The 18204-nt window shown below is 68.2% G+C and carries 19 protein-coding genes; 9 read left to right on the forward strand and 10 right to left on the reverse strand.

Going from position 1 to position 18204, the window contains the following annotated elements:
* Positions 1-20: 20 nt before the first annotated feature.
* Genes EGT29_RS16425 through EGT29_RS16440 form a run of 4 tightly spaced genes read right to left on the reverse strand, consistent with a single transcriptional unit; the run spans position 21 to position 4510 of the window.
* Positions 21-890, reverse strand: coding sequence for a fumarylacetoacetate hydrolase family protein (locus tag EGT29_RS16425; RefSeq protein WP_124689988.1), 870 nt, complete (start codon positions 888-890; stop codon positions 21-23).
* An 11-nt stretch (positions 891-901) separates the two neighbouring features.
* Entirely contained in the window at positions 902-1837 is a 936-nt protein-coding gene (locus EGT29_RS16430; RefSeq protein WP_124689989.1) for a VOC family protein, read from the reverse strand.
* Positions 1838-1846: 9 nt separating this feature from the next.
* Positions 1847-2827, reverse strand: a complete 981-nt coding sequence (locus EGT29_RS16435) for a tripartite tricarboxylate transporter substrate binding protein (RefSeq protein ID WP_124689990.1) — start codon at positions 2825-2827, stop codon at positions 1847-1849.
* A gap of 48 nt (positions 2828-2875) precedes the next feature.
* Positions 2876-4510, reverse strand: coding sequence for an FAD-dependent monooxygenase (locus EGT29_RS16440; protein WP_124689991.1), 1635 nt, complete (start codon positions 4508-4510; stop codon positions 2876-2878).
* An 84-nt stretch (positions 4511-4594) separates the two neighbouring features.
* Here EGT29_RS16440 and EGT29_RS16445 point away from each other — a divergent pair, with 84 nt between their 5' ends.
* The 6 genes from EGT29_RS16445 (at position 4595) to EGT29_RS16470 (ending at position 9913) form a co-directional block, all read left to right on the forward strand.
* Positions 4595-5542, forward strand: coding sequence for a LysR family transcriptional regulator (locus EGT29_RS16445; protein WP_124689992.1), 948 nt, complete (start codon positions 4595-4597; stop codon positions 5540-5542).
* Between the two features lie 61 nt (positions 5543-5603).
* Positions 5604-6221, forward strand: coding sequence for an NUDIX hydrolase (locus EGT29_RS16450; RefSeq protein ID WP_124689993.1), 618 nt, complete (start codon positions 5604-5606; stop codon positions 6219-6221).
* A 17-nt stretch (positions 6222-6238) separates the two neighbouring features.
* A complete protein-coding gene (gene aat, locus EGT29_RS16455; RefSeq protein WP_124689994.1) occupies positions 6239-6994 on the forward strand; it encodes a leucyl/phenylalanyl-tRNA--protein transferase in 756 nt (251 codons plus the stop codon).
* Positions 6995-7001: 7 nt separating this feature from the next.
* Positions 7002-7829, forward strand: coding sequence for an arginyltransferase (locus tag EGT29_RS16460; RefSeq protein ID WP_124689995.1), 828 nt, complete (start codon positions 7002-7004; stop codon positions 7827-7829).
* A 14-nt stretch (positions 7830-7843) separates the two neighbouring features.
* Positions 7844-8887 (forward strand): quinone-dependent dihydroorotate dehydrogenase, encoded by a 1044-nt coding sequence (locus tag EGT29_RS16465; protein WP_124689996.1) that lies wholly within the window; start codon positions 7844-7846, stop codon positions 8885-8887.
* 198 nt (positions 8888-9085) lie between these two features.
* Positions 9086-9913 (forward strand): IclR family transcriptional regulator, encoded by an 828-nt coding sequence (locus EGT29_RS16470; protein ID WP_124689997.1) that lies wholly within the window; start codon positions 9086-9088, stop codon positions 9911-9913.
* Positions 9914-9941: 28 nt separating this feature from the next.
* On the opposite strand, the gene EGT29_RS16475 is transcribed toward EGT29_RS16470, so the two are convergent.
* A complete protein-coding gene (locus EGT29_RS16475; protein ID WP_124689998.1) occupies positions 9942-10682 on the reverse strand; it encodes an SDR family oxidoreductase in 741 nt (246 codons plus the stop codon).
* 110 nt (positions 10683-10792) lie between these two features.
* On the opposite strand from EGT29_RS16475, the gene EGT29_RS16480 reads away from it, so the two are divergent.
* Positions 10793-11704: a LysR family transcriptional regulator gene (locus EGT29_RS16480; protein WP_124689999.1), complete on the forward strand. Its 912-nt coding sequence runs from the start codon at positions 10793-10795 to the stop codon at positions 11702-11704.
* A 62-nt stretch (positions 11705-11766) separates the two neighbouring features.
* Here the strand turns inward: EGT29_RS16480 and pbpG are convergent, their stop codons facing one another.
* The 3 genes from pbpG to EGT29_RS16495 all read right to left on the reverse strand — a co-directional run bounded on the left by pbpG (position 11767) and on the right by EGT29_RS16495 (position 14996).
* A complete protein-coding gene (pbpG, locus tag EGT29_RS16485) occupies positions 11767-12837 on the reverse strand; it encodes a D-alanyl-D-alanine endopeptidase (RefSeq protein WP_124690000.1) in 1071 nt (356 codons plus the stop codon).
* A 194-nt stretch (positions 12838-13031) separates the two neighbouring features.
* Positions 13032-14027: a tripartite tricarboxylate transporter substrate binding protein BugD gene (locus EGT29_RS16490; protein WP_124690001.1), complete on the reverse strand. Its 996-nt coding sequence runs from the start codon at positions 14025-14027 to the stop codon at positions 13032-13034.
* 105 nt (positions 14028-14132) lie between these two features.
* Positions 14133-14996 carry a DMT family transporter gene (locus EGT29_RS16495; protein ID WP_238160021.1) on the reverse strand — a complete coding sequence of 288 codons (864 nt, stop codon included), beginning with the start codon at positions 14994-14996 and terminating at the stop codon, positions 14133-14135.
* Between the two features lie 391 nt (positions 14997-15387).
* Here EGT29_RS16495 and EGT29_RS16500 point away from each other — a divergent pair, with 391 nt between their 5' ends.
* Complete coding sequence (locus tag EGT29_RS16500; RefSeq protein WP_124690002.1) at positions 15388-15951, forward strand: phasin family protein; 564 nt, start codon at positions 15388-15390, stop codon at positions 15949-15951.
* Positions 15952-16149: 198 nt separating this feature from the next.
* Here the strand turns inward: EGT29_RS16500 and EGT29_RS16505 are convergent, their stop codons facing one another.
* On the reverse strand, positions 16150-16962 hold the full coding sequence (locus EGT29_RS16505; protein WP_124690003.1) for a molybdopterin-binding protein: 813 nt from the start codon (positions 16960-16962) through the stop codon (positions 16150-16152).
* Entirely contained in the window at positions 16959-17738 is a 780-nt protein-coding gene (locus tag EGT29_RS16510; RefSeq protein WP_124690004.1) for an EI24 domain-containing protein, read from the reverse strand. Before EGT29_RS16510 ends, EGT29_RS16505 begins: the two co-directional genes overlap by 4 nt.
* Positions 17739-17821: 83 nt before the next feature.
* Here EGT29_RS16510 and EGT29_RS16515 point away from each other — a divergent pair, with 83 nt between their 5' ends.
* Positions 17822-18202 carry a thioredoxin family protein gene (locus EGT29_RS16515; protein WP_124690005.1) on the forward strand — a complete coding sequence of 127 codons (381 nt, stop codon included), beginning with the start codon at positions 17822-17824 and terminating at the stop codon, positions 18200-18202.
* The last annotated feature ends 2 nt before the right edge of the window (positions 18203-18204 follow it).

Here is an 18204-nt window from a genome sequence, read left to right on the forward strand (position 1 = left end):
AAGAGGCTCCTGGACTGGCGTTACGCCGGCTCGGCGACGACGCGGTTTTCGATATGGCCGATGCCGTCGATCTCGACGCGCATCACGTCGCCGACCTTGAGGAAGGAAGGCGGATCCATGGCGGCGCCCACGCCGGAAGGCGTGCCGGTGGCCAGGATGTCGCCGGGCTCCAGCGTCATGACGGTGGACAGGTAGGCGATCTGGTCGTAGATGCTGTAGATCATCTCGCCGGTGCGGGCCTCCTGGCGCACTTCGCCGTTGACCCGCATGCGCAGCGTCAGCGCCAGCGGATCGGGCACTTCGTCGTCGGTAACGATCCACGGGCCGATGGGACCGGTGGTGTTGAAGGACTTGCCCAGGGTCATGGTGGCCGAACGCCGCTGCCAGTCGCGCACCGACACGTCGTTGCAGACGAGGTAGCCGGCGATGACGTCCCTGGCCTGCCCCGCCGGCACATGGCGGCAGCGGGTGCCGATCACCACGCCCAGCTCGGCTTCGTAGTCGAGCTTGTCGGACACGCGCGGCATGTGCACGGGGTCGTAGGGGCCGTTGATGCAGCTGACCTGTTTGTTGAACCAGACCTGGCTGTCGGGCACATCCACGCCGGCACGCTTGGCCTCGATCACGTGCTTGCCATAGTTCATGCCGATGGCGAGGTATTTGCCGGGATCGGGCACCGGCGCTTCCAGCCTGACGTCGGCCAGCGGGTAGGCCGGTGCCCGCTCGGGATCGACGTCGCGCGCGCGTTGCAGCAGGCCCCGGCCGCCGGCGAGCAGGCCGCGCATGGTGGCGGGCAGCGCCGGATCGGCGGCCGCGAGGTCGATCACCCGCGTGCCCTCGACCTTGCCGATGGAGGTCCTGCCGCGATGGGAGAAAGTGACGAGTTTCATGGGTTCCTTGTTCAAGCAGAAGAAGAAGGCGATCCGGCCAGGGCCTGCGCCAGTGCGTCGGGCGGCAGGTGGCCCCAGTCGCTGATGCGGTCGTATTCGCGCACGTCGTTCCAGTCCTCGCCCACGGTGCGGCCGGTGGCGCCGATCTCGACGCGCCAGCCATCGGGGCCCAGGCTGTAGAAGCTGACCATGCCGTCGTTGGCGTGCTGGCCCAGCGTGTTGGCGAGCGGCGTGCCGGCGCGCAGCGCGCGGTCGTAGGCCAGGCCCACGCTGCGCACGTGCGCGACCTCGAAGTTGACGTGATGCAGGCGCTGCGGCACCTCGGGCCGGGGCAGATAGGCGATGGCCAGCGAATGGTGGCGCGGGTTGCAATGGAAGAAGGAGACGTGCATCTGGATCTCGCCCATGGGCAGCCGCAGCCAGTCCGACAGGACGAGGCCCAGGCCGTCGATGGCGAAGCGGCGGGCCGCGTCGTATTCCTCGGCACTGCCCACGGCGAAGACGAAGTGGCCGAAGCCCTGCCCCGCCGTGACGAAGCCCTCGGAGAAGTGCGGGCTCGCGAAAGGCGTCGCCGCCTCCTCCAGCCCCGTCACCAGTTCCAGCGGGACGTTCCAAGGGGTCTGGATCACGGTCAGGTCCCGCACACGCCGGGCCGCGCGCTCGGCCGCCGTGCCGGGCCGCATGCGCCACCCCTGTGCCGACAGCCGTCCCAGCACGCGGTCATACACCTGTTCATCGGCCGCTTCGAAGCCGATGCAGGCGGCATCGTTGCGCGCGCCTTCGCGCACCCATACCCGCTGCGCCTTGCCATCGACCCGCCAGGTGGCGGCACCGTCGGCGGCGGCCTGGCCGGGCATCAAACCCACGACCTCGGTCAGATAGGCGCCCAGGGCCGCCGGCGCCGTGCTGTCCAGGCCGATGTAGGCCGCTTCCAATCCTGTCCTCACGCCGGCCTCCTATTGCTGCACCGGCTGGGCGTTCACATCGCGCAGCACCTTTTCCCAGCGCGTGCGTTCGTCGCGCCAGTAGTTGCCGAACTCGTCCACCGACATGGTCTTGGGGTAGACGCCCAGCGTGTCGAGCCTGTCGACCACGTCGCGCTCGGCCAGCACGGTGGCCAGGTCCCGGTTGACGCGCTCGATGGCCGGCTTGCCCGTGCCTTGCGGCGCGACGACCGCGAACCAGCCGTTGATGACCAGCGAGGGATAGGTCTCGGATGCGGCGGGCAGGTCGGGACGATTCGGCACCCGTCCGTCGGAGAACATCACGACGGGCTTGAGCCGGCCCCCCTTGATCATGGGCTCGATGGGCGGGACGCCGTCGATCAGCATCTGCGCGTCGCCGCCGACCACGGCCGATATGCTCTGGGAGCTGCTGGAGAACGGCACGGCGCGCAGCGGCACGCCGGCGGCGCGCGACAGCATGTCCACCGCGAGATTGGGCACCGAGTACAGGAAGGTGGTCGACACCACGAAGCTGTCCGGCCGGCGGCGCGCCATGGCCAGCACGTCGGCCAGGGTATTGGCGGACGACGAGGCGCTGACCGCGGCCATCATGGGGCTGATGCCCACCATGGCCACCGGCTGGAAGTCGCGGACGATGTCGACCTGCGAACTCTTGTACATGTAGGGCGTGAGCGTCAGCACCGAAGCGGGGGTGAACACGAACATGTGGTCGTCGCGCTCGGCCGATTTCACCGCCGCCAGTCCGACCAGGCCGCCGGCGCCGGGCTTGTTCTCGACGATGACCGGCTGGCCCCAGAGCTTGGACAGCTTGTCGCCCAGCAGCCGGGCCATGATGTCGGGCGCCGTCCCGGCCGCCCCCGGCAGGACCAGCCGTACGGGACGGGTCGGCCAGGAGGCCGCGTGGACCGTGCCGGCCAGGCAGGCCGCCAGCGCGAGGCCGGCAGCCATCCATTTGCGTCGTGATGCGTTCATGAGTCTGTCTCCTGGGTGGTTTCTTGTGTGATGGCGGCGCGCCGGCGCTCAGGCGTGGACCGCGGCGCGACCCGCCGCGAGTTCCAGCGCCGCGGCGCCTTCCCCCGGATCGTGGCCGCGCCAGGCCACGTACTGGTCCGGCCGGATCAGGGCCAGGTCGGCGCCGTACAGTTCGCGCAGGCCGTCGACGGGCGGCGCGATCACCGTCAGCGGAATACCCGCGCCCGCCGCCTGGGCGGCCAGCGCCTGCGCCGCCTCCCGCGCGGCCGGACGGGTCGCCAGCAGCGTCAGCCCGCGAAAGGCGAAATGGTCGAACAAGGACGCGCCCTGGCCGCGACCCGGCGCCAGCCAGGCATGCGGCGCGCGGCACCCCGGGCGCGCGGTCTGCACATAGCGCGTCGAGTCCCAGGGCTCGTCCGCCCCCTCCGGCTCATGCGCCAGCACCGGAGACCGCTCGTAGCGGCTGCCCAGCACCACGCCCAGCGAATCGAACTCCTGGCGTTTGGAAACGAGAATGGCCCGCTCGGCTTCGCGCCGCGCGGCGTCCCCGGCCGGCCCCTCGTCCTCCAGCCCTTCGCGCCACAGGCTGCCGGAGCTGTGCGACAGGTTGTGCACGGCCTCGTCCACCACCCGGCGATGCACCTGGCGGCGTTCCGCCTCGTAGCTGTCCAGCAACGCCGGCCCGCCCCAGCCGTCCAGCGCCGCCGCCAGCTTCCACCCCAGGTCCACGGCGTCGCCGATACCCATGTTCATGCCATGGCCGCCGAACGGCGGATGCAGGTGGCAGGCATCGCCGGCCAGGAACACCCTGCCGTCGCGATAGCGCGTGGCGATCAGGCGATGCGCGGTCCATTCGTCGCGGTGGCGGATGTCGATCGGGATGTCCAGGCCCAGCGCGGCGCGCATCAGGCCTTCGATGGGCGGCTCCTGGCCGTCGCGGCGGGCATAGCCGAAGGTCCACATGTCGTTGCCGTCCAGCGGCGCGACGACCGCCGGCGCCTCGGGGTTGACCAGCCAGTACATGACGGCCGGACCCAGCCCGTGCATGCCAGCCAGCCCCGGGGCGTGGAAGATGATGTTGCGGTGATGGGAAAGCGGGGATACGCCCTCCATCCGAACGTCCAGCCGCGCACGCACGGTGCTGCGGGCACCATCGGCGCCGGCCATGTAGGCGGCCCGCACGCGCAGCGGTCCGTCCGGCCCCGCCAGCACGGCCTCGACCCCCTGGCCGGACTGCGAGAAATCTTCCAGCCGGGTGGAGAAGCGCAGTTGCACGCCCGGTAGGCTTTCCGCATGGTCGCGCAGCACCTCCTCCACCTTGTACTGGGGCACCCACTGCGCATGCTCGGGAAAGCGCTCGTCGCGCCGGGGCGAGCAATAGAACGCATTGGCGAACCGCGCCAGTTCCCGGCCGGCCAGCCGGGTCGCGAACACCACGTTGGACGGGTAATCGACACCGAAGGGCGCGACCTGCGCCAGCTTCCCGGCCACGCCCCAGCGCCGCATCAGTTCGCGCGAACGCACGTTGGTCGTCTTGGCGCGGGGCGCGAGTCCCACCCGGTCATGCTGCTCCACCACCAGACAGCGGCGGCCCTGCATGCCCAGTTCGATGGCCAGCGCCAGTCCCACGGGGCCTGCTCCGATCACCAGCACGTCGGTTTCCAGCAGCGTCTCGCCCGCCATGCCGTCTCCTTCCTGTGTTCTTGAATTGACAGCAGCTTAGGCATTCGGCGAAGCTCTGGAAAGATCATTACCTTGATATAGGTTATGAATAATCCAGATAACCAGGATCCTCAGATCGCGGACCTGCGGGCAGTGCTGGCGCTGATCGAAGACGGCACCGTCACCCGCGCAGCCCAGCGCCTGGGGCTGACCCAGTCGGCGCTGAGCTACCACCTCGACCGCATGCGCAAGCGCTTCGCCGACCCGCTGTTCGTCCGCGTGGGCAACCGCATGGCTCCCACGCCCTTCGCCCAGCGGCTGGCCGAGCCGGCCTCGCGGGTGCTGCGCATCGTGGAAACCGAGATCGCCGGGCTGGCCCGCTTCGATCCCGCATTGACGGACCGGGAATTCCGCATCGGCGTCAACGAGATCGGCGCCATCGTACTGGTGCCCAAGCTGATGAAACGCCTGGCCGAAGTCGCCCCGCACGCCCGCCTCGCCCCCACGCAGGTCTCGGCCGACACCATGGCCGCCGCGCTGGAGTCGGGCGAGCTGGACGTCGTCGCCGGCCACGTCTCGCGCCCGCACGACGCCCTGCTGCGCCAGCATCTCTACCGCCGCGCCTACGTCTGCGTGGCCCGCCGCGACCACCCCCGCATCGGCGACGCCATGACCCTGCGCGAATTCGGCCGCACGCCGCAGGTCCAGTCCCCGTCCGTGCCCATCACCTTCGCGTGGATCAACGACCAGCTGCGCAAGCACGGCGTGCAGAGCCAGGTGCGGCTCACCACCGAACACGTGGCCGCGATTCCCTTCATCGTGGCCGCCAGCGACCTGATCGCCATCATTCCGGACGAGGTCTACCACCTGTTCCAACCCATCGCGCCGATCAAGAAAGTCCGGCTACCGCTGCGCATCCCGTCCATCGACGTGCACCAGTACTGGCACTCGCGCGTGGCGGGGGATCCGGCGAACCAGTTCTTCCGCTCGGTGGTCTACGCGGTGGGCTGCGAACGCCAGCCCGCTTCGCCCGGCCACCTCTCGTATACTTGACGGACTCCCGGATCTCCGCAACCGCCGGGGCGCAGCGCCGCCTCCGCCCCCTGGACACGCCATGACCGCTTCCGACCGCGCCCTCACGTACTTCCCGGCTCCGCGCTCCCAGCGCTACTGCTCGCAATGCGGCAACCTGCTGGCCCGCCGCATACCCGACGACGACAACCGCGAACGCGATCTCTGCGACCACTGCGGCGCGATCCACTACCAGAATCCCCGCATGGTGCTGGGGACCATTCCCGTCTGGGAAAAGCAGGTGCTGCTGTGCCGCCGGGCGATCGAGCCGCGCCACGGCTACTGGACCCTGCCGGCCGGCTTCATGGAGCTGGGCGAGACCACTGCCCAGGGCGCGGCCCGCGAAACCCAGGAAGAAGCCGGCGCCCGCATCGAGATGGGACCGCTGTTCGCGGTGCTGGACATCCCCCACGTGGACCAGGTCCACATCTTCTATCTCGCGCGCCTGACCGATGCCGAGTTCGAGCCCGGCCCCGAAAGCCTGGAAGCCCGCCTGTTCGACGAGGACGAGATCCCCTGGGACGACCTGGCCTTCCGTTCGGTCTCGACCGCGCTCAGGTTGTTCTTCGCCGACCGGGCGCGCGGCACGTTCCAGATCCACAGCGACACCCTGCTGCGCGGTCCCGAACCGGTTCCCGCGATCTCCACGCCCGCCCCTTGAGCCCCCCGCGTCCGCGCATGCCGGCCCTGCTGGAGCCGGACACGCCCTTCCCGCCGCTCGAACACGCGCTCGAAGATCCCCCGGGCCTGCTGGCCGTGGGCGCCGACCTGTCCATCGAACGGCTGCGCGCCGCGTACGCGCATGGCGTCTTCCCGTGGTACCTGCCGGGCGAACCCATCCTGTGGTGGAGCCCGGATCCGCGCATGGTGCTGTTCACCGAACGCTTCTCTCCTTCGCACTCGCTGCGCAAGAAGCTGCGGCAGGTCGCGCGCGATCCCGCCATCGAGGTCAGGGTGGACACGGCGTTCGACGACGTCATGCGCGCCTGCGCGGCGCCGCGCAGCGACGAGCGCCCCGCCACCTGGATCACGCTGCCCATGCAGCGGGCCTATCGGCTCTGGCACCGGCACGGCCAGGTCCACTCGGTCGAGACCTGGATCGGCGGCGAACTCGTGGGCGGCCTGTACGGCGTCAGCCTGGGCAGGATGTTCTATGGGGAATCGATGTTCACCCGGGTGGCCGACGGCTCCAAGATCGCGCTGGCCTACCTGGTGCGCTTCCTGCGCCGCCATGGCGTGGAGATGATCGACTGCCAGCAGGACACGCGCCATCTGGCCTCGTTAGGGGGGGCCACGATTACCCGCGCGGAATTCGAGCACCTGATTGTAAAATTCACCCGGATGCCCGAGCTTCCGTGGCGATCGGGCAGGCTGCGCCACGACGGCGAGATCGTCGACCTGGACGCACCCCACGCTGCGGCCGATCCCGGCTGAACCGCGCATGACGCATCTTCGAGAACTTCCCTTCGCCGCGCTGCAGTTCTATGCGACCGCTCCCTACCCGTGCAGCTACCTGGGGGACCGGATGGCGCGCTCGCAGGTGGCCACGCCCAGCCATCTGATCAACGCCGACGTCTACTCCGAGCTGGTGCGCATGGGATTTCGCCGTAGCGGCGTCTTCACCTACCGGCCCCACTGCGACGGCTGCCGCGCCTGCGTGCCGGTGCGGGTGCCGGTGAACCGCTTCCTGCCCAACCGCACCCAGGCCCGCACCTGGAAACGCCACGCCGACCTGCAGGTCTTCGTGGCCGAACTGGCCTATTCCTCCGAACACTACTCGCTCTACCAGCGCTACCAGTCGACCCGCCACCGCGGCGGCGGCATGGACCAGGACAGCCGCGAGCAGTACGCCCAGTTCCTGCTCCAGAGCCGCGTCAACACCCGCCTGGTCGAATTCCGCGACCGGCAGGGGTGCCTGCGCATGGTGTCCATCATGGACGTGCTGTCCGACGGACTGTCGTCGGTCTACACCTTCTTCGATCCCGACATGAAGGGCAGCCTGGGCACCTGGAACATACTCTGGCAGCTCGAGCAATGCCGGCTGCTGGAACTGCCCCATCTCTACCTGGGGTACTGGATAGAACAAAGCCCGAAGATGGCCTACAAGGTGAACTTCCGGCCGCTGGAAATGCTGGTCAACGGCGAATGGCGCGAGTACGCCGGCCCGCCGGCCGCCCAGCCCGCCGCGCCGGCCGTCATCGACACCAGCCGCCTGCACGCCTCCACCCGCCACGGCCATCCCGACGATGCGTCGTCCTCCACCTCCTGATCCCCATCCGCCTGATGTCCGCGTTTTTTCAAGCCTATCCGCTGCTGCGTCCAGCCCTGTTCGCCCTGGAACCCGAAACCGCCCATGCCCTGACCCTGTCCGCGCTGCAACGCATGCACGACATGGGATGGACACGCCCCGCCCGCGTCCCGGACCGCCCGGTCACCGTCATGGGCCTGACGCTGCCCAACGCGGTGGGCCTGGCCGCCGGCCTGGACAAGAACGGCGCGCACATCGACGCGCTGGGCGGCCTGGGCTTCGGCTTCGTAGAAATCGGCACGGTCACGCCCCGGCCCCAGCCCGGCAACCCGCTGCCCCGCCTGTTCCGCCTGCCACGCGCCGAGGCGCTGATCAACCGCATGGGCTTCAACAACGACGGGCTGGCCGTGTTCCTGGCCAACGTCCAGCGCAGCGGCTACCGCACGCGCGGCGGCATCCTGGGGCTGAACATAGGCAAGAACGCCGACACGCCCATCGACAAGGCGGCCGACGACTACCTGGCCGGGCTCGAGGCCGTCTATCCTCACGCCGACTACGTCACCATCAACATCTCGTCGCCCAATACCCAGAACCTGCGCAGCCTGCAGGGCGCCGACGAGCTTTCCAGCCTGCTGCGCCAGCTCGACCAGGCCCGGGACACCCTGGCGGCGCGGCACGGCCGCCGCGTACCGCTGGCGGTCAAGATCGCGCCCGACCTGGAAGAAAGCCAGATCGACGCCATCGCCGATCTGCTGCCGCGCCACGGCATCGACGGCGTCATCGCCACCAACACCACGCTGTCGCGCGATGCCGTCCAGGGCCTGCCCCACGCGGGCGAAGCCGGCGGCCTGTCCGGCACGCCGGTGCGGGAAATGTCGCTGCGGGTGGTCGAACGCCTGCGGCGCCAGGCCGGCGACGCCCTCGCCATCATCGGCGTGGGCGGCATCCTGGAAGGCCGCCACGCGGCCGAGAAGCTGGCGGCGGGCGCGGACGCGGTCCAGCTTTACACCGGCCTCATCTATCGCGGTCCGGCGCTGGTCGGGGACTGCCTGGCGGCCGTCTCGCGGGTTCGGCGCTAACCTCGGGTTATTCCCCGATGCCCTGTATGACAATGAGGGATGCTGCGTCGCGGAAATTCACGGCATAGGCGTTATACTGGTCCTACAAGAAGTGGCCTGCTGCAACGCAGAAAGGCTACCCATCTGCGGTGTAATAAAGCTATGAAATTTCACCATATGGGATAAACTAGCTTCATCGCGTAGAGACTCACCACGACAATGCCCAGAGTCACGACCCCCGACGCGGCCATGATCGCCCCGTCCGCAGCCCCCACGCCGCAGATCGCCATCCAGGTGCTCGAGCGCACCATGCACCTGCTCGACGCCCTGGCGGAGCATCCCGACCCCGTCAGCCTGAAAGAGCTGTCCCAGGCCACCGGCCTGCACCCGTCCACGGCCCACCGCATCCTGAACGACCTGGTGGCCGGCCGCTACGTCGACCGGGTCGACAGCGGCATGTACAGCCTGGGCATGCGGCTGCTGGAACTGGGCCACCTGGTCAAGGGCCGGCTGAACGTCCGCGACGCCGCCATCACGCCCATGCGCATGCTGCACCGCCTGACCGGCCAGACCGTCAACCTCTCGGTACGCCAGGGCGATGAAATCGTCTACATCGACCGCGCCTACAGCGAGCGCTCGGGCATGCAGGTGGTGCGCGCCATCGGCGGCCGCGCACCGCTGCACCTGACCTCCACCGGCAAGCTGTTCCTGTCGGCCGACGATGCCCGCCTGATCCGGGCCTACGCCCTGCGCACCGGGCTGCAGGGCCATACCGGCAACAGCCTGACCGACCTGGCCAAGCTCGAACGCGAACTGGACCAGGTACGCGCCAAGGGCTATGCCCGCGACAACGAGGAACTGGAAATGGGCGTGCGCTGCATCGCGGCCGGCGTCCATGACGACACCGGCAAGCTGATTGCCGGCCTGTCGATCTCGGCGCCGGCGGACCGCATGCAGGACGGCTGGATCGACGCGCTGGTGGACACCGCGGGCCAGATCTCCGACGCCCTGGGCTACGAACCGTCGCACGCGGTATCGGCGGCCTGACCCGCGGGGCGGGCCGCTCCGGTCCGCCTCAGGCGAAACCGCCGTTGGCCCGCAATACCTGCCCATTGACCCAGCCGCCGTCCGGGCCCGCGAGAAAGGACACCGCGGCGGCGATCTCCTGCGGCGTGCCCAGGCGCTCCAGCGGCGCCAGCCGCGCGATCTGGTCGATCTGCTCGGCCGTCTTGCCGTTGAAGAACAACTCGGTGCCGACCGGCCCCGGCGCTACCGCATTGACCGTGACGCCCCGCCCCCGCAGCTCGTTCGCCAACACCCGCACCAGCCCCTCGACCCCCGCCTTGGAGGCGATGTAGGGGCCGTAGGACGGGAAGGCGCGCGCGATGACGCTGGTGGAAAGCGCGATGATGCGCCCGCCTTCGCCCACGTGCGCGGCGGCCTGTGCCAGCACCAGAAAGGCGCCGCGCAAATTCGTGGCGATCACCTTGTCGAAATCGGCCAGGCTGGCTGGGGCGATCGGCGTCATCGGCATCACGCCCGCGCTGTTGACCACCACGTCGATCCGGCCATAGGCCTGCCGGGCGCCGTCGAACAGCGCGGCCACGTCGTCCTCGCGCCCCACGTCGCCCTGGACCGCCAGCGCCCGGCCCCCGGCGGCCTCGATCGCGGCCACGGTTTCCCGGGCCTTGGCGGCATTGCCGGCATAGTTGACGACCACCGCGTAGCCATCGGCCGCCAACCTGCGGGAAATGGCGTGGCCAATGCCTCGCGAGCCCCCGGTGACGATGGCGGTCTTGGTGATGTTTGTGCCCATGAAATTTCCTGGAAAGAAGAAGCAACGATGGCGAGCATTCTTCTTGTTTATTGGATTGAGATAAACCCTGATAAATTGGCATATCAATTCAACACCAGACAACAATCCCCGTGGACCGCTTCGAATCGCTCCAACTGTTCACCCGCATCGTCGAACTGGGCAGCTTCAGCCGGGCCGCGATGGCACTCGGCATCCCCCGGGCCACGGCCACCCACGCCATCAAGGAACTGGAAGCCAGGCTGGCCACGCGCCTGCTCGAGCGCACCACGCGCCACGTCCGCCCGACCCTGGATGGCCAGGCCTTCTACGAACGTTGCGTGCACGTGCTGAGTGAACTGGACGAGGCGGAATCCTCGCTGCTGCACGTGGCGTCGAATCCGCGCGGCGTCCTGCGCGTGGACATGCACGGCACGCACGCGACCCGCATCGTCCTGCCCAACATAGACCGGTTCCGCGACCGCTACCCGGGCATCGACCTCGTCGTCAGCAGCGGCGACCGGCTGGTCGACCTGGTCCGCGAAGGCGTCGATTGCGTGATAAGGGCGGGCCGTCCGCGCGATTCGTCCCTGGTGGCCCGGCCTCTGGCCATCATGCCTCAGGTCGTCTGCGCGAGCCCCGCCTACCTTGCCCGCTTCGGCATGCCCGGCCATCCCGACGAACTGGCGGGACACCAGGCCGTGCGCTTCTTCGCCAGCCAGGGCACCGCCGACTATCCGCTGGAACTGGTGGTCGACGGCCAGGTCCGCGCCTATGCGCCGGACGGCTGGATGTCGGTGAACGATGCCGAGAACTACGTGACGTGCGCGCTGCGCGGCTGCGGCCTGATCCAGTTGCCGCGCTTCCATGTCCTGGACGAACTGCGGGACGGACGGCTGGTGGAGGTGCTGGCCGGATGGCCCAGCCCGGGCCTGCCGCTGTCGGTGCTCTATCCGTCACACCGCCAGTTGTCCCCGCGCGTGCGGGTCTTCATCGACTGGCTGCTCGCCTTGTACGGGGAAAGGTTCGCGCCCGCCACGCTCTGAGCCGCGCGAAAAAACAAACGCCGCGCAAGCGCGGCGTTTTCAGGGACGAAAGAACGACGGGCTTACAGCGCGCCGATCTCGCGCTGGACCCACTGGCGGATGCGCTGGGCATCGGCCGTGCGCGTGAGCGAACCGACCGAATCGAGCAGCACGATGGCCATGTCGCGGCCGCCGATGTTGGCCAGCATGACCAGGCAGCGCCCGGCTTCGTTGATGAAACCGGTCTTGGACACGATGATGTTCCAGTCGGAACGCGCCACCAGGCGATTCGTGTTACGGAAGGTCTGGTGCCGGCCGGCGACCTCGACCGAGTACTCGGTATCGGTGGTGTACTGGCGGATCAGCGGACGCTGCGAGCCTTCGCGCATCAGGCGCACCAGGTCGCGGGCGCTGGAGACGTTCTCGCTCGACAGGCCCGTGGGCTCGACGTAGTGCGTATCCTGCATGCCCAGCGCCACGGCCTTCGCGTTCATGGCCTGCACGAACGCCGGCAGGCCGCCGGGATAGTTGCGGCCCAGTGCGTTGGCGGCGCGGTTCTCGGAAGACATCAGCGCCAGGTGGAGCATGTCGGCCCGCGACAGGCGCGTGCCGACCGACAGGCGGGAATGCGTGAACTTGTGCGTGTCGATGTCGTCGGTCGTGACCTCGATCATCTCGTCCAGCGGCTGGCCGGCATCGACCACGACCAGCGCGGTCATCAGCTTGGTGATGGACGCGATGGGGGCCACCGCGCCCTCGTTCTTGGCGAACAGGACGTCGGAGGAATTCAGGTCCTGCACGAAGGCCACGCTGGAGCGCAGCGACAGGTTGCCGTCGGCGTCCTCGAGCGCCGCCGACGACGGTGCGTAGGAAGCATGGCGGATGCTGGCGGCGGCAACGGCTTTCCTGGAGGCAGGCTTGGCGGCGCGTTTCTTGGTGGTCTTGGCGGAGGCGTGGCGAGTCGTGGAGGCGGTCTTGGACTTGGCGGACCGGGTCTTGCTGGCGGTGGCTTTCTTCGCCGGCTTGGTCTTGGCGTTCTTGGACGTCGTGGTGGTGGCGGCGTGGGCCACGGGAGCGACCGCGGGAAGGGCCAGCCCGGCGGTCAGCGCGCACAGCAGTGAAATCGACAGAATGCTCTTTCTGATGCGCGCCATGTTTCCTCCGGTAACGACTCAGCCCAGGCGCCGCAGCATATCAGATTTTTCGACAAAAATCTCTATTAAATGAACGACTTAGCGCGCACATTTTAAGTCGTTATTTAAATGCCACGGCAAAAATTACAAAAAAGGCAACAAAATGGGGCGGCGTCCCGCGGGACAGCCACCCCATTTGCCCCGGAAAGCCGGGGTCAGTCGGCGTAGACGCCGGCCTTCTTGATGACCGCGCCCCACTTGGCGGTTTCGGACTTCACCAGCGCGTCGAGCGCCGCCGGCGTGGCCTTGTCGTTCAGCACGATGGCCCCGAGTTCGGTCATGCGCTGCTTGAACGCCGGGTCATCCAGGCCCGCCTTCAACGAGGTCTGGAGCTTGGTGACGATCTCGGGCGAGGTGCCCTTGGGCACCCACAAGCCGTGCCAGATGCCCACCGAGAAGTCCTTCAGGCCCGACTCGTCCAGCGTGGGCAGGTCCGGCAGGCTGGGCACGCGGGTCTTGCTGGTGACCGCGTAGGCCTTGACCTTGCCGGCCTTGATCTGCCCCGTGGTGTTGGTGGTCTGGTCGCACATGAAGTCCACCTGCTTGCCCAGCAGGTCGTTCATGGCGGGCGCGGTTCCCTTGTAGGGAATGGTCTGGAACTCGGAGCCTATCGTGCTCATGAACATCAGGCCGCACAGATGCGACGCCGAGCCGATGCCGGCATTGGCCATCGACAGCTTGCTGGCGTTGGCCTTCACGTAGGTCAGGAATTCCTTGATGTTGGTCGCCGGGAAGTTCTCGCGCGCGATGATGGTCATGGGCACGTCGACGGTCAGCCCGACCGGCTGGAAGTCGTGGGCCTGGTCGTAGCTGAGCTTGCGATACAGGGCGGGCGCGGTCGAGAAGCCGATGTGCATCAGCAGCATGGTATAGCCGTCGTTCGATGCCTTCGCCACGCGGGCGGTGCCGATGGTGCCGCCCGCGCCGCCGACGTTCTCGACCACCACGGTCTGGCCCAGCGACTTGCGCATGGCCTCGGCCAGCGAGCGCGCCACCACGTCGGTGGGACCGCCGGCGGCAAACGGGACGATCATGGTGACCGGTCGGGTGGGATAGCCCTGCGCCATTGCCTGCGCAGGTCCGAGGACGGCCGCGCTGGCCAGGGCTGCGGCCCCGATAGCCGCGGACACAGCTTTCTTTTGGATAGCCATTCTTTTATCTCCTGCCTCGTTAAATAGTTGCGACGCGAGCCAACAATTCCCGCGACGGTGAGACGAGTTTAAGGGATGGAAACCATGGCATCGTGACGGTTTCGCCTATCGTTTCCCCTGAGCCCAGGCCACCGCGAAGGCCGACAGCGCCATGCCCGCCACCATGGTCGCGGTCAGCGGCTCGCCGAAGGCGGCCCAGGCCATCAGTGCCGTCACTGCCGGGGTGAGATACATCAGGCTCGCCACACGCGTGGCCGCCCCGCGCCGGATCAACAGGAACAGGAGGCAGATGGCGCCGATCGACAGCGCGAAGACCGACCACGCCCAGGCGCCCGCCAGCGCCCAGGTCCACCGCACCGCCATGGTCTCGAACAGCCACGCCGCGGGCAGCACCACGGCAAGCGAGGCGCCGAACTGCAACAGCAGCCCGGCCCGCAGGTCCACCCCGGGACAGAAGCGCCGCTGATAGACGGTGCCCGCGGTGATCGACAGCAGCGCCGCCACCGCGAAGGCCAGGGCCTGCCAGGTCAGGCCCAGCGTGCCGATGCGGTTGCCTACCACCAGGGCCACGCCCACGAACCCCAGGACCAGCCCCGCCCACTGCCGCGCGGTGGGCGGTTCGCCCATCCAGCGTCCGGCCACGGCGGTCAGGAGCGGCTGCAGCCCCACCACCAGCGCCGCCAGGCCCGCCCCCATGCCCAGATGGATGGCGATCCAGACGCCTCCCAGGTAGCCGGCCTGCAGCAGCACGCCGGCCACCGCCATGTGCATGCCCTGCCGCCAGCCCGGCCAGGCGATGCCGGCGCCGACGCAGAACGGCGCCAGTACCGCCAGCACGCCGGCGAAACGCATCGACAGAAACGTCAGGGGTTCGGCGTAGGGCAGGCCGTAGCGGGCGACGACGAAGCCGGTGCTCCAGATCAGGACGAAGAAAGGGGAAATCAGGCGGGATGGCAGCGGGGAACCCACGACGGCGGCCTTGCGGATCGGTCAGTCGGGAAGTGTAGCCGCCGCGCCACGTCCCGCACCATGCCGGAGCATGCGGCCGCTGTCCGCATGGCGCATCGCACCAAGGAGAAGTGACGCAATGCAACACATTCCTTGCCGTCACGACGCCTGGGACCGCGTCTCCCCTGGCGGAAAAACATGTCTTCAATCAGTCACTTAGGGGCTTGACCAACATGGTGCATTTTTTTCGGCGGGTCTCTTGACTTTCGACCACACGTCCTTAAAATACGTTTTGTGCATCGCAGCAAAGACGCTTACCGCGGTACGGTGCGTGCACCAGGATCGGGCTTTTTGGGGCGTACTCCCCTGGTTTCCCGGTCGCCTCGTGTAGACAGTCCTCAAGGAGCCCCCTATGTTTGCCACCCCCGAACGCGCCCTGGCCACCCAAAAAGCCGCCTTCGACGCCCTGCTCGCCGCGCAGAACACCGCCTTCGCCGGCTTCGAGAAGCTGGTCGACCTGCACCTCAAGGTGACCAAGGCCACGTTCGAAGAGGCCTCGCAGAAAGCTCAGGAAGCCTTCACGCTGAAGGACGGCCAGGAAGCCCTGGCGTTCGTCTCCGCGCTGGCCCAGCCCAACGCCGAAAAGGCGCTGGCCTACAGCAAGCACGTGTATGACATCGTCGCCGGCGTGCAGAGCGAATTCACCCGTCTGGGCGAAGCCCAGGTCGCCGAACAACAGCGCCAGCTGTCGGACGTGGTCGAGCAACTGGCCAAGAACGCCCCGGCCGGCTCGGAAAGCGCCCTGGCCCTGCTGAAGTCCTCGCTGGCCACCGCCACCTCGGCCTACGAATCGGTGAACAAGGCCGCCAAGCAGGCTGCCGAGCTGGCCGAGTCCAACCTGACCGCCGCCGCCAACGCGACGTTCAAGGCCGCCGCCGAAACCGGCAAGACGACTCGCGCTCGAAAGACCGCATAGGCCCACCCCCTACGCGCTTCGCGCGCCCCACATGGTGAGCCCCCAGCCGCTACGCGGCAGCCCCCCTGGGGGGGCCGGGGCCCGCCTTGGGGCGGCCCGGCGCCGGGCCCCGAGGGGGCGGCACTGGCGGACCGGCAGAGCCGGATCCACCGCATCCTGGGTAAAAAAAGCGGAGAACGGCTCGTTCTCCGCTTTTTTTTAGGTTGATGCGGCGGCGAAGACGCCGCCCAGGCGGCGGGCTTCGTCGCGTAGCATGGCCAAGGCCTCGGCGGCGGTGTCGGGGTCGCCCTTGACGCCCAGTTCGATGTGGCGCCGCTTGCCCTCGCCCATGCTGGGCAGGCTGAACACCTTCACGCCCGGCCAGCGCCGCTCGATGGCTTCCATCACGGGGGCGATGCTGGACTCGGCCAGTTCGAACACCATGAACGAATGCTCCACGTGCGGCACGGCGTGGTGCAGCCCCGCGTAGCGGTGGTCCAGCGTCCATTCGATCATCGGCCACGCCATCACCGGGAAACCCGGCACGAAGGTATGGTCGCGGATGAAGAACCCCGGGATCTTGTTGTACGGATTGGGCACGATCTCGCTGCCCACCGGGAACTCGCCCATCTGCAGGCGCCGCAGGTTGTCCGGCGCGGTCATGTCGGCCGTGCCCGAGCCCTGCGCGGCGGTTTCCGCGCAGCGCTGGGTGATCAGCTCGCGGGCCTCGTCGTGCAGCGCCAGCGGCAGGTCCAGCGCGGCCGCGGCCGCCTGGCGCGTGTGGTCGTCGGGCGTCGCGCCTATGCCGCCGCACGAGAACACCACGTCGCCGCTCGCGAAGCTGCGCCGCAGCGCGGCCACCAGGGCCTCGCGATCGTCGCCCAGGAACTCTGCCCACGACAGCCGCAGGCCGCGCGCCCCCAGCAGCTCCACGATCTTGGAAAAATGCTTGTCCTGGCGACGGCCCGAGAGGATCTCGTCGCCGATGATGATCAGGCCGATACGGCGATGGGAAATGGCGGTGTCGTTCATGGCGTGGTTTCGCTGCGCAAGCGGCGCAGCGCCTCGAGTGCGAAGTGCGAGAACAGGAGCGCGGAAAACACCGGCAACAGGAACCAGGCCGGCGGCAGCAGGTTCAGCAGCGAGCAGATCAGCCCCAGCCCCCAGAAGCCGCGATTGTGCCGCGCCATCAGGATGCGCCGCTCTTGCGGCGAGGCATGCTCGATCATGGCGTCGAGCCGCAGCATGCGGGTGAAAGCAAAGGCCCACCACGCGATCGGCAACAGCACCGCCAACGGCGGCAGCAGCCACAGCGGCATGGTGAACAGCCACCCCAGCACGAACAGCGTGGTCACCCACACCGCGTTCCAGACACTGGCCACCGTGGCATTGCGGCCGCGCCGCTGCAGGCCTGGATAATCGTGCTGTTCCAGGTTGCGCAGCACCAGCGGCATGATCAACACCGCCGCCACCACCAGCCCCAATATGCCCGACAACGGCAACAGGATCAGCGTCGCCACGACGGGAATCAGCCACAGCTTCAGCGACGCGATGCCGATCGCGACCAGCATGCTGTCGATCTGCCCCATCAACGGCAGCGAGAACAGCGTGCCCTGCAGCCACTCGGTCAGCGGCGTCCAGAACAGCCAGATCAGCACCACGGCGCCCACCAGCGCGACCAGGAACGGCAACAACAGCGCCAGCAGCATGGGTCCACGGAACTGGGACACCACCGCGCGCCCGAAGGCCAGCCCCACGCCTTGCAGGCCGGCGCTGACGTCACCGCGTTCGACAAGAGAAGAAGTCATCAGAGCTCCGGGAATTCAGCCACGGTTGCAAGTATGACGCATGGCACAGGCATAATGGCTGGAACTCTCTACTTCTTCGCACCATGGCCGTCTATCTTCCCGACACCGGCGCCAGCGACCTCTCGCGGCGCCTCGACGATCCGCAGACCATACTGGTGGCATGCCTGTGCGCGGCCTGGTGCGGCACCTGCCGCGAATACCTGCCCAAGTTCGAGGAACTGTCCGGCCGCTTCAAGGATCACGTCTTCCTGTGGGTGGACGTCGAGGAACACCCCGATCTCCTCGACGACCAGGACATCGAGGACTTCCCCACCCTCCTGATCCAGAACGGCAACCAGACCCTGTTCTACGGCCCCATGCTGCCCCACATCGGCCACCTGGAACGCCTGCTCGAAAGCCTTCAGACCGACAGCCCTCCGCCCAACCTGCCGGGGGCGCCGGAACTGCGGCGCAGCCTGACCTGAGA

The sequence above is a fragment of the Pigmentiphaga sp. H8 genome (assembly GCF_003854895.1).
Lineage (GTDB): Bacteria > Pseudomonadota > Gammaproteobacteria > Burkholderiales > Burkholderiaceae_B > Pigmentiphaga.

Bases quoted from the DNA above. Each gene is read 5' to 3' on its own strand.
- EGT29_RS16425 (WP_124689988.1), bottom strand. From the start codon at position 890: ATGAAACTCGTCACTTTCTCCCATCGCGGCAGGACCTCCATCGGCAAG.
- EGT29_RS16435 (WP_124689990.1), bottom strand. From the start codon at position 2,827: ATGAACGCATCACGACGCAAATGGATGGCTGCCGGCCTCGCGCTGGCG.
- EGT29_RS16440 (WP_124689991.1), bottom strand. From the start codon at position 4,510: ATGGCGGGCGAGACGCTGCTGGAAACCGACGTGCTGGTGATCGGAGCA.
- EGT29_RS16445 (WP_124689992.1), top strand. From the start codon at position 4,595: ATGAATAATCCAGATAACCAGGATCCTCAGATCGCGGACCTGCGGGCA.
- EGT29_RS16450 (WP_124689993.1), top strand. From the start codon at position 5,604: ATGACCGCTTCCGACCGCGCCCTCACGTACTTCCCGGCTCCGCGCTCC.
- aat (WP_124689994.1), top strand. From the start codon at position 6,239: ATGCCGGCCCTGCTGGAGCCGGACACGCCCTTCCCGCCGCTCGAACAC.
- EGT29_RS16460 (WP_124689995.1), top strand. From the start codon at position 7,002: ATGACGCATCTTCGAGAACTTCCCTTCGCCGCGCTGCAGTTCTATGCG.
- EGT29_RS16465 (WP_124689996.1), top strand. From the start codon at position 7,844: ATGTCCGCGTTTTTTCAAGCCTATCCGCTGCTGCGTCCAGCCCTGTTC.
- EGT29_RS16470 (WP_124689997.1), top strand. From the start codon at position 9,086: ATGCCCAGAGTCACGACCCCCGACGCGGCCATGATCGCCCCGTCCGCA.
- EGT29_RS16475 (WP_124689998.1), bottom strand. From the start codon at position 10,682: ATGGGCACAAACATCACCAAGACCGCCATCGTCACCGGGGGCTCGCGA.
- pbpG (WP_124690000.1), bottom strand. From the start codon at position 12,837: ATGGCGCGCATCAGAAAGAGCATTCTGTCGATTTCACTGCTGTGCGCG.
- EGT29_RS16490 (WP_124690001.1), bottom strand. From the start codon at position 14,027: ATGGCTATCCAAAAGAAAGCTGTGTCCGCGGCTATCGGGGCCGCAGCC.
- EGT29_RS16500 (WP_124690002.1), top strand. From the start codon at position 15,388: ATGTTTGCCACCCCCGAACGCGCCCTGGCCACCCAAAAAGCCGCCTTC.
- EGT29_RS16505 (WP_124690003.1), bottom strand. From the start codon at position 16,962: ATGAACGACACCGCCATTTCCCATCGCCGTATCGGCCTGATCATCATC.
- EGT29_RS16510 (WP_124690004.1), bottom strand. From the start codon at position 17,738: ATGACTTCTTCTCTTGTCGAACGCGGTGACGTCAGCGCCGGCCTGCAA.
- EGT29_RS16515 (WP_124690005.1), top strand. From the start codon at position 17,822: ATGGCCGTCTATCTTCCCGACACCGGCGCCAGCGACCTCTCGCGGCGC.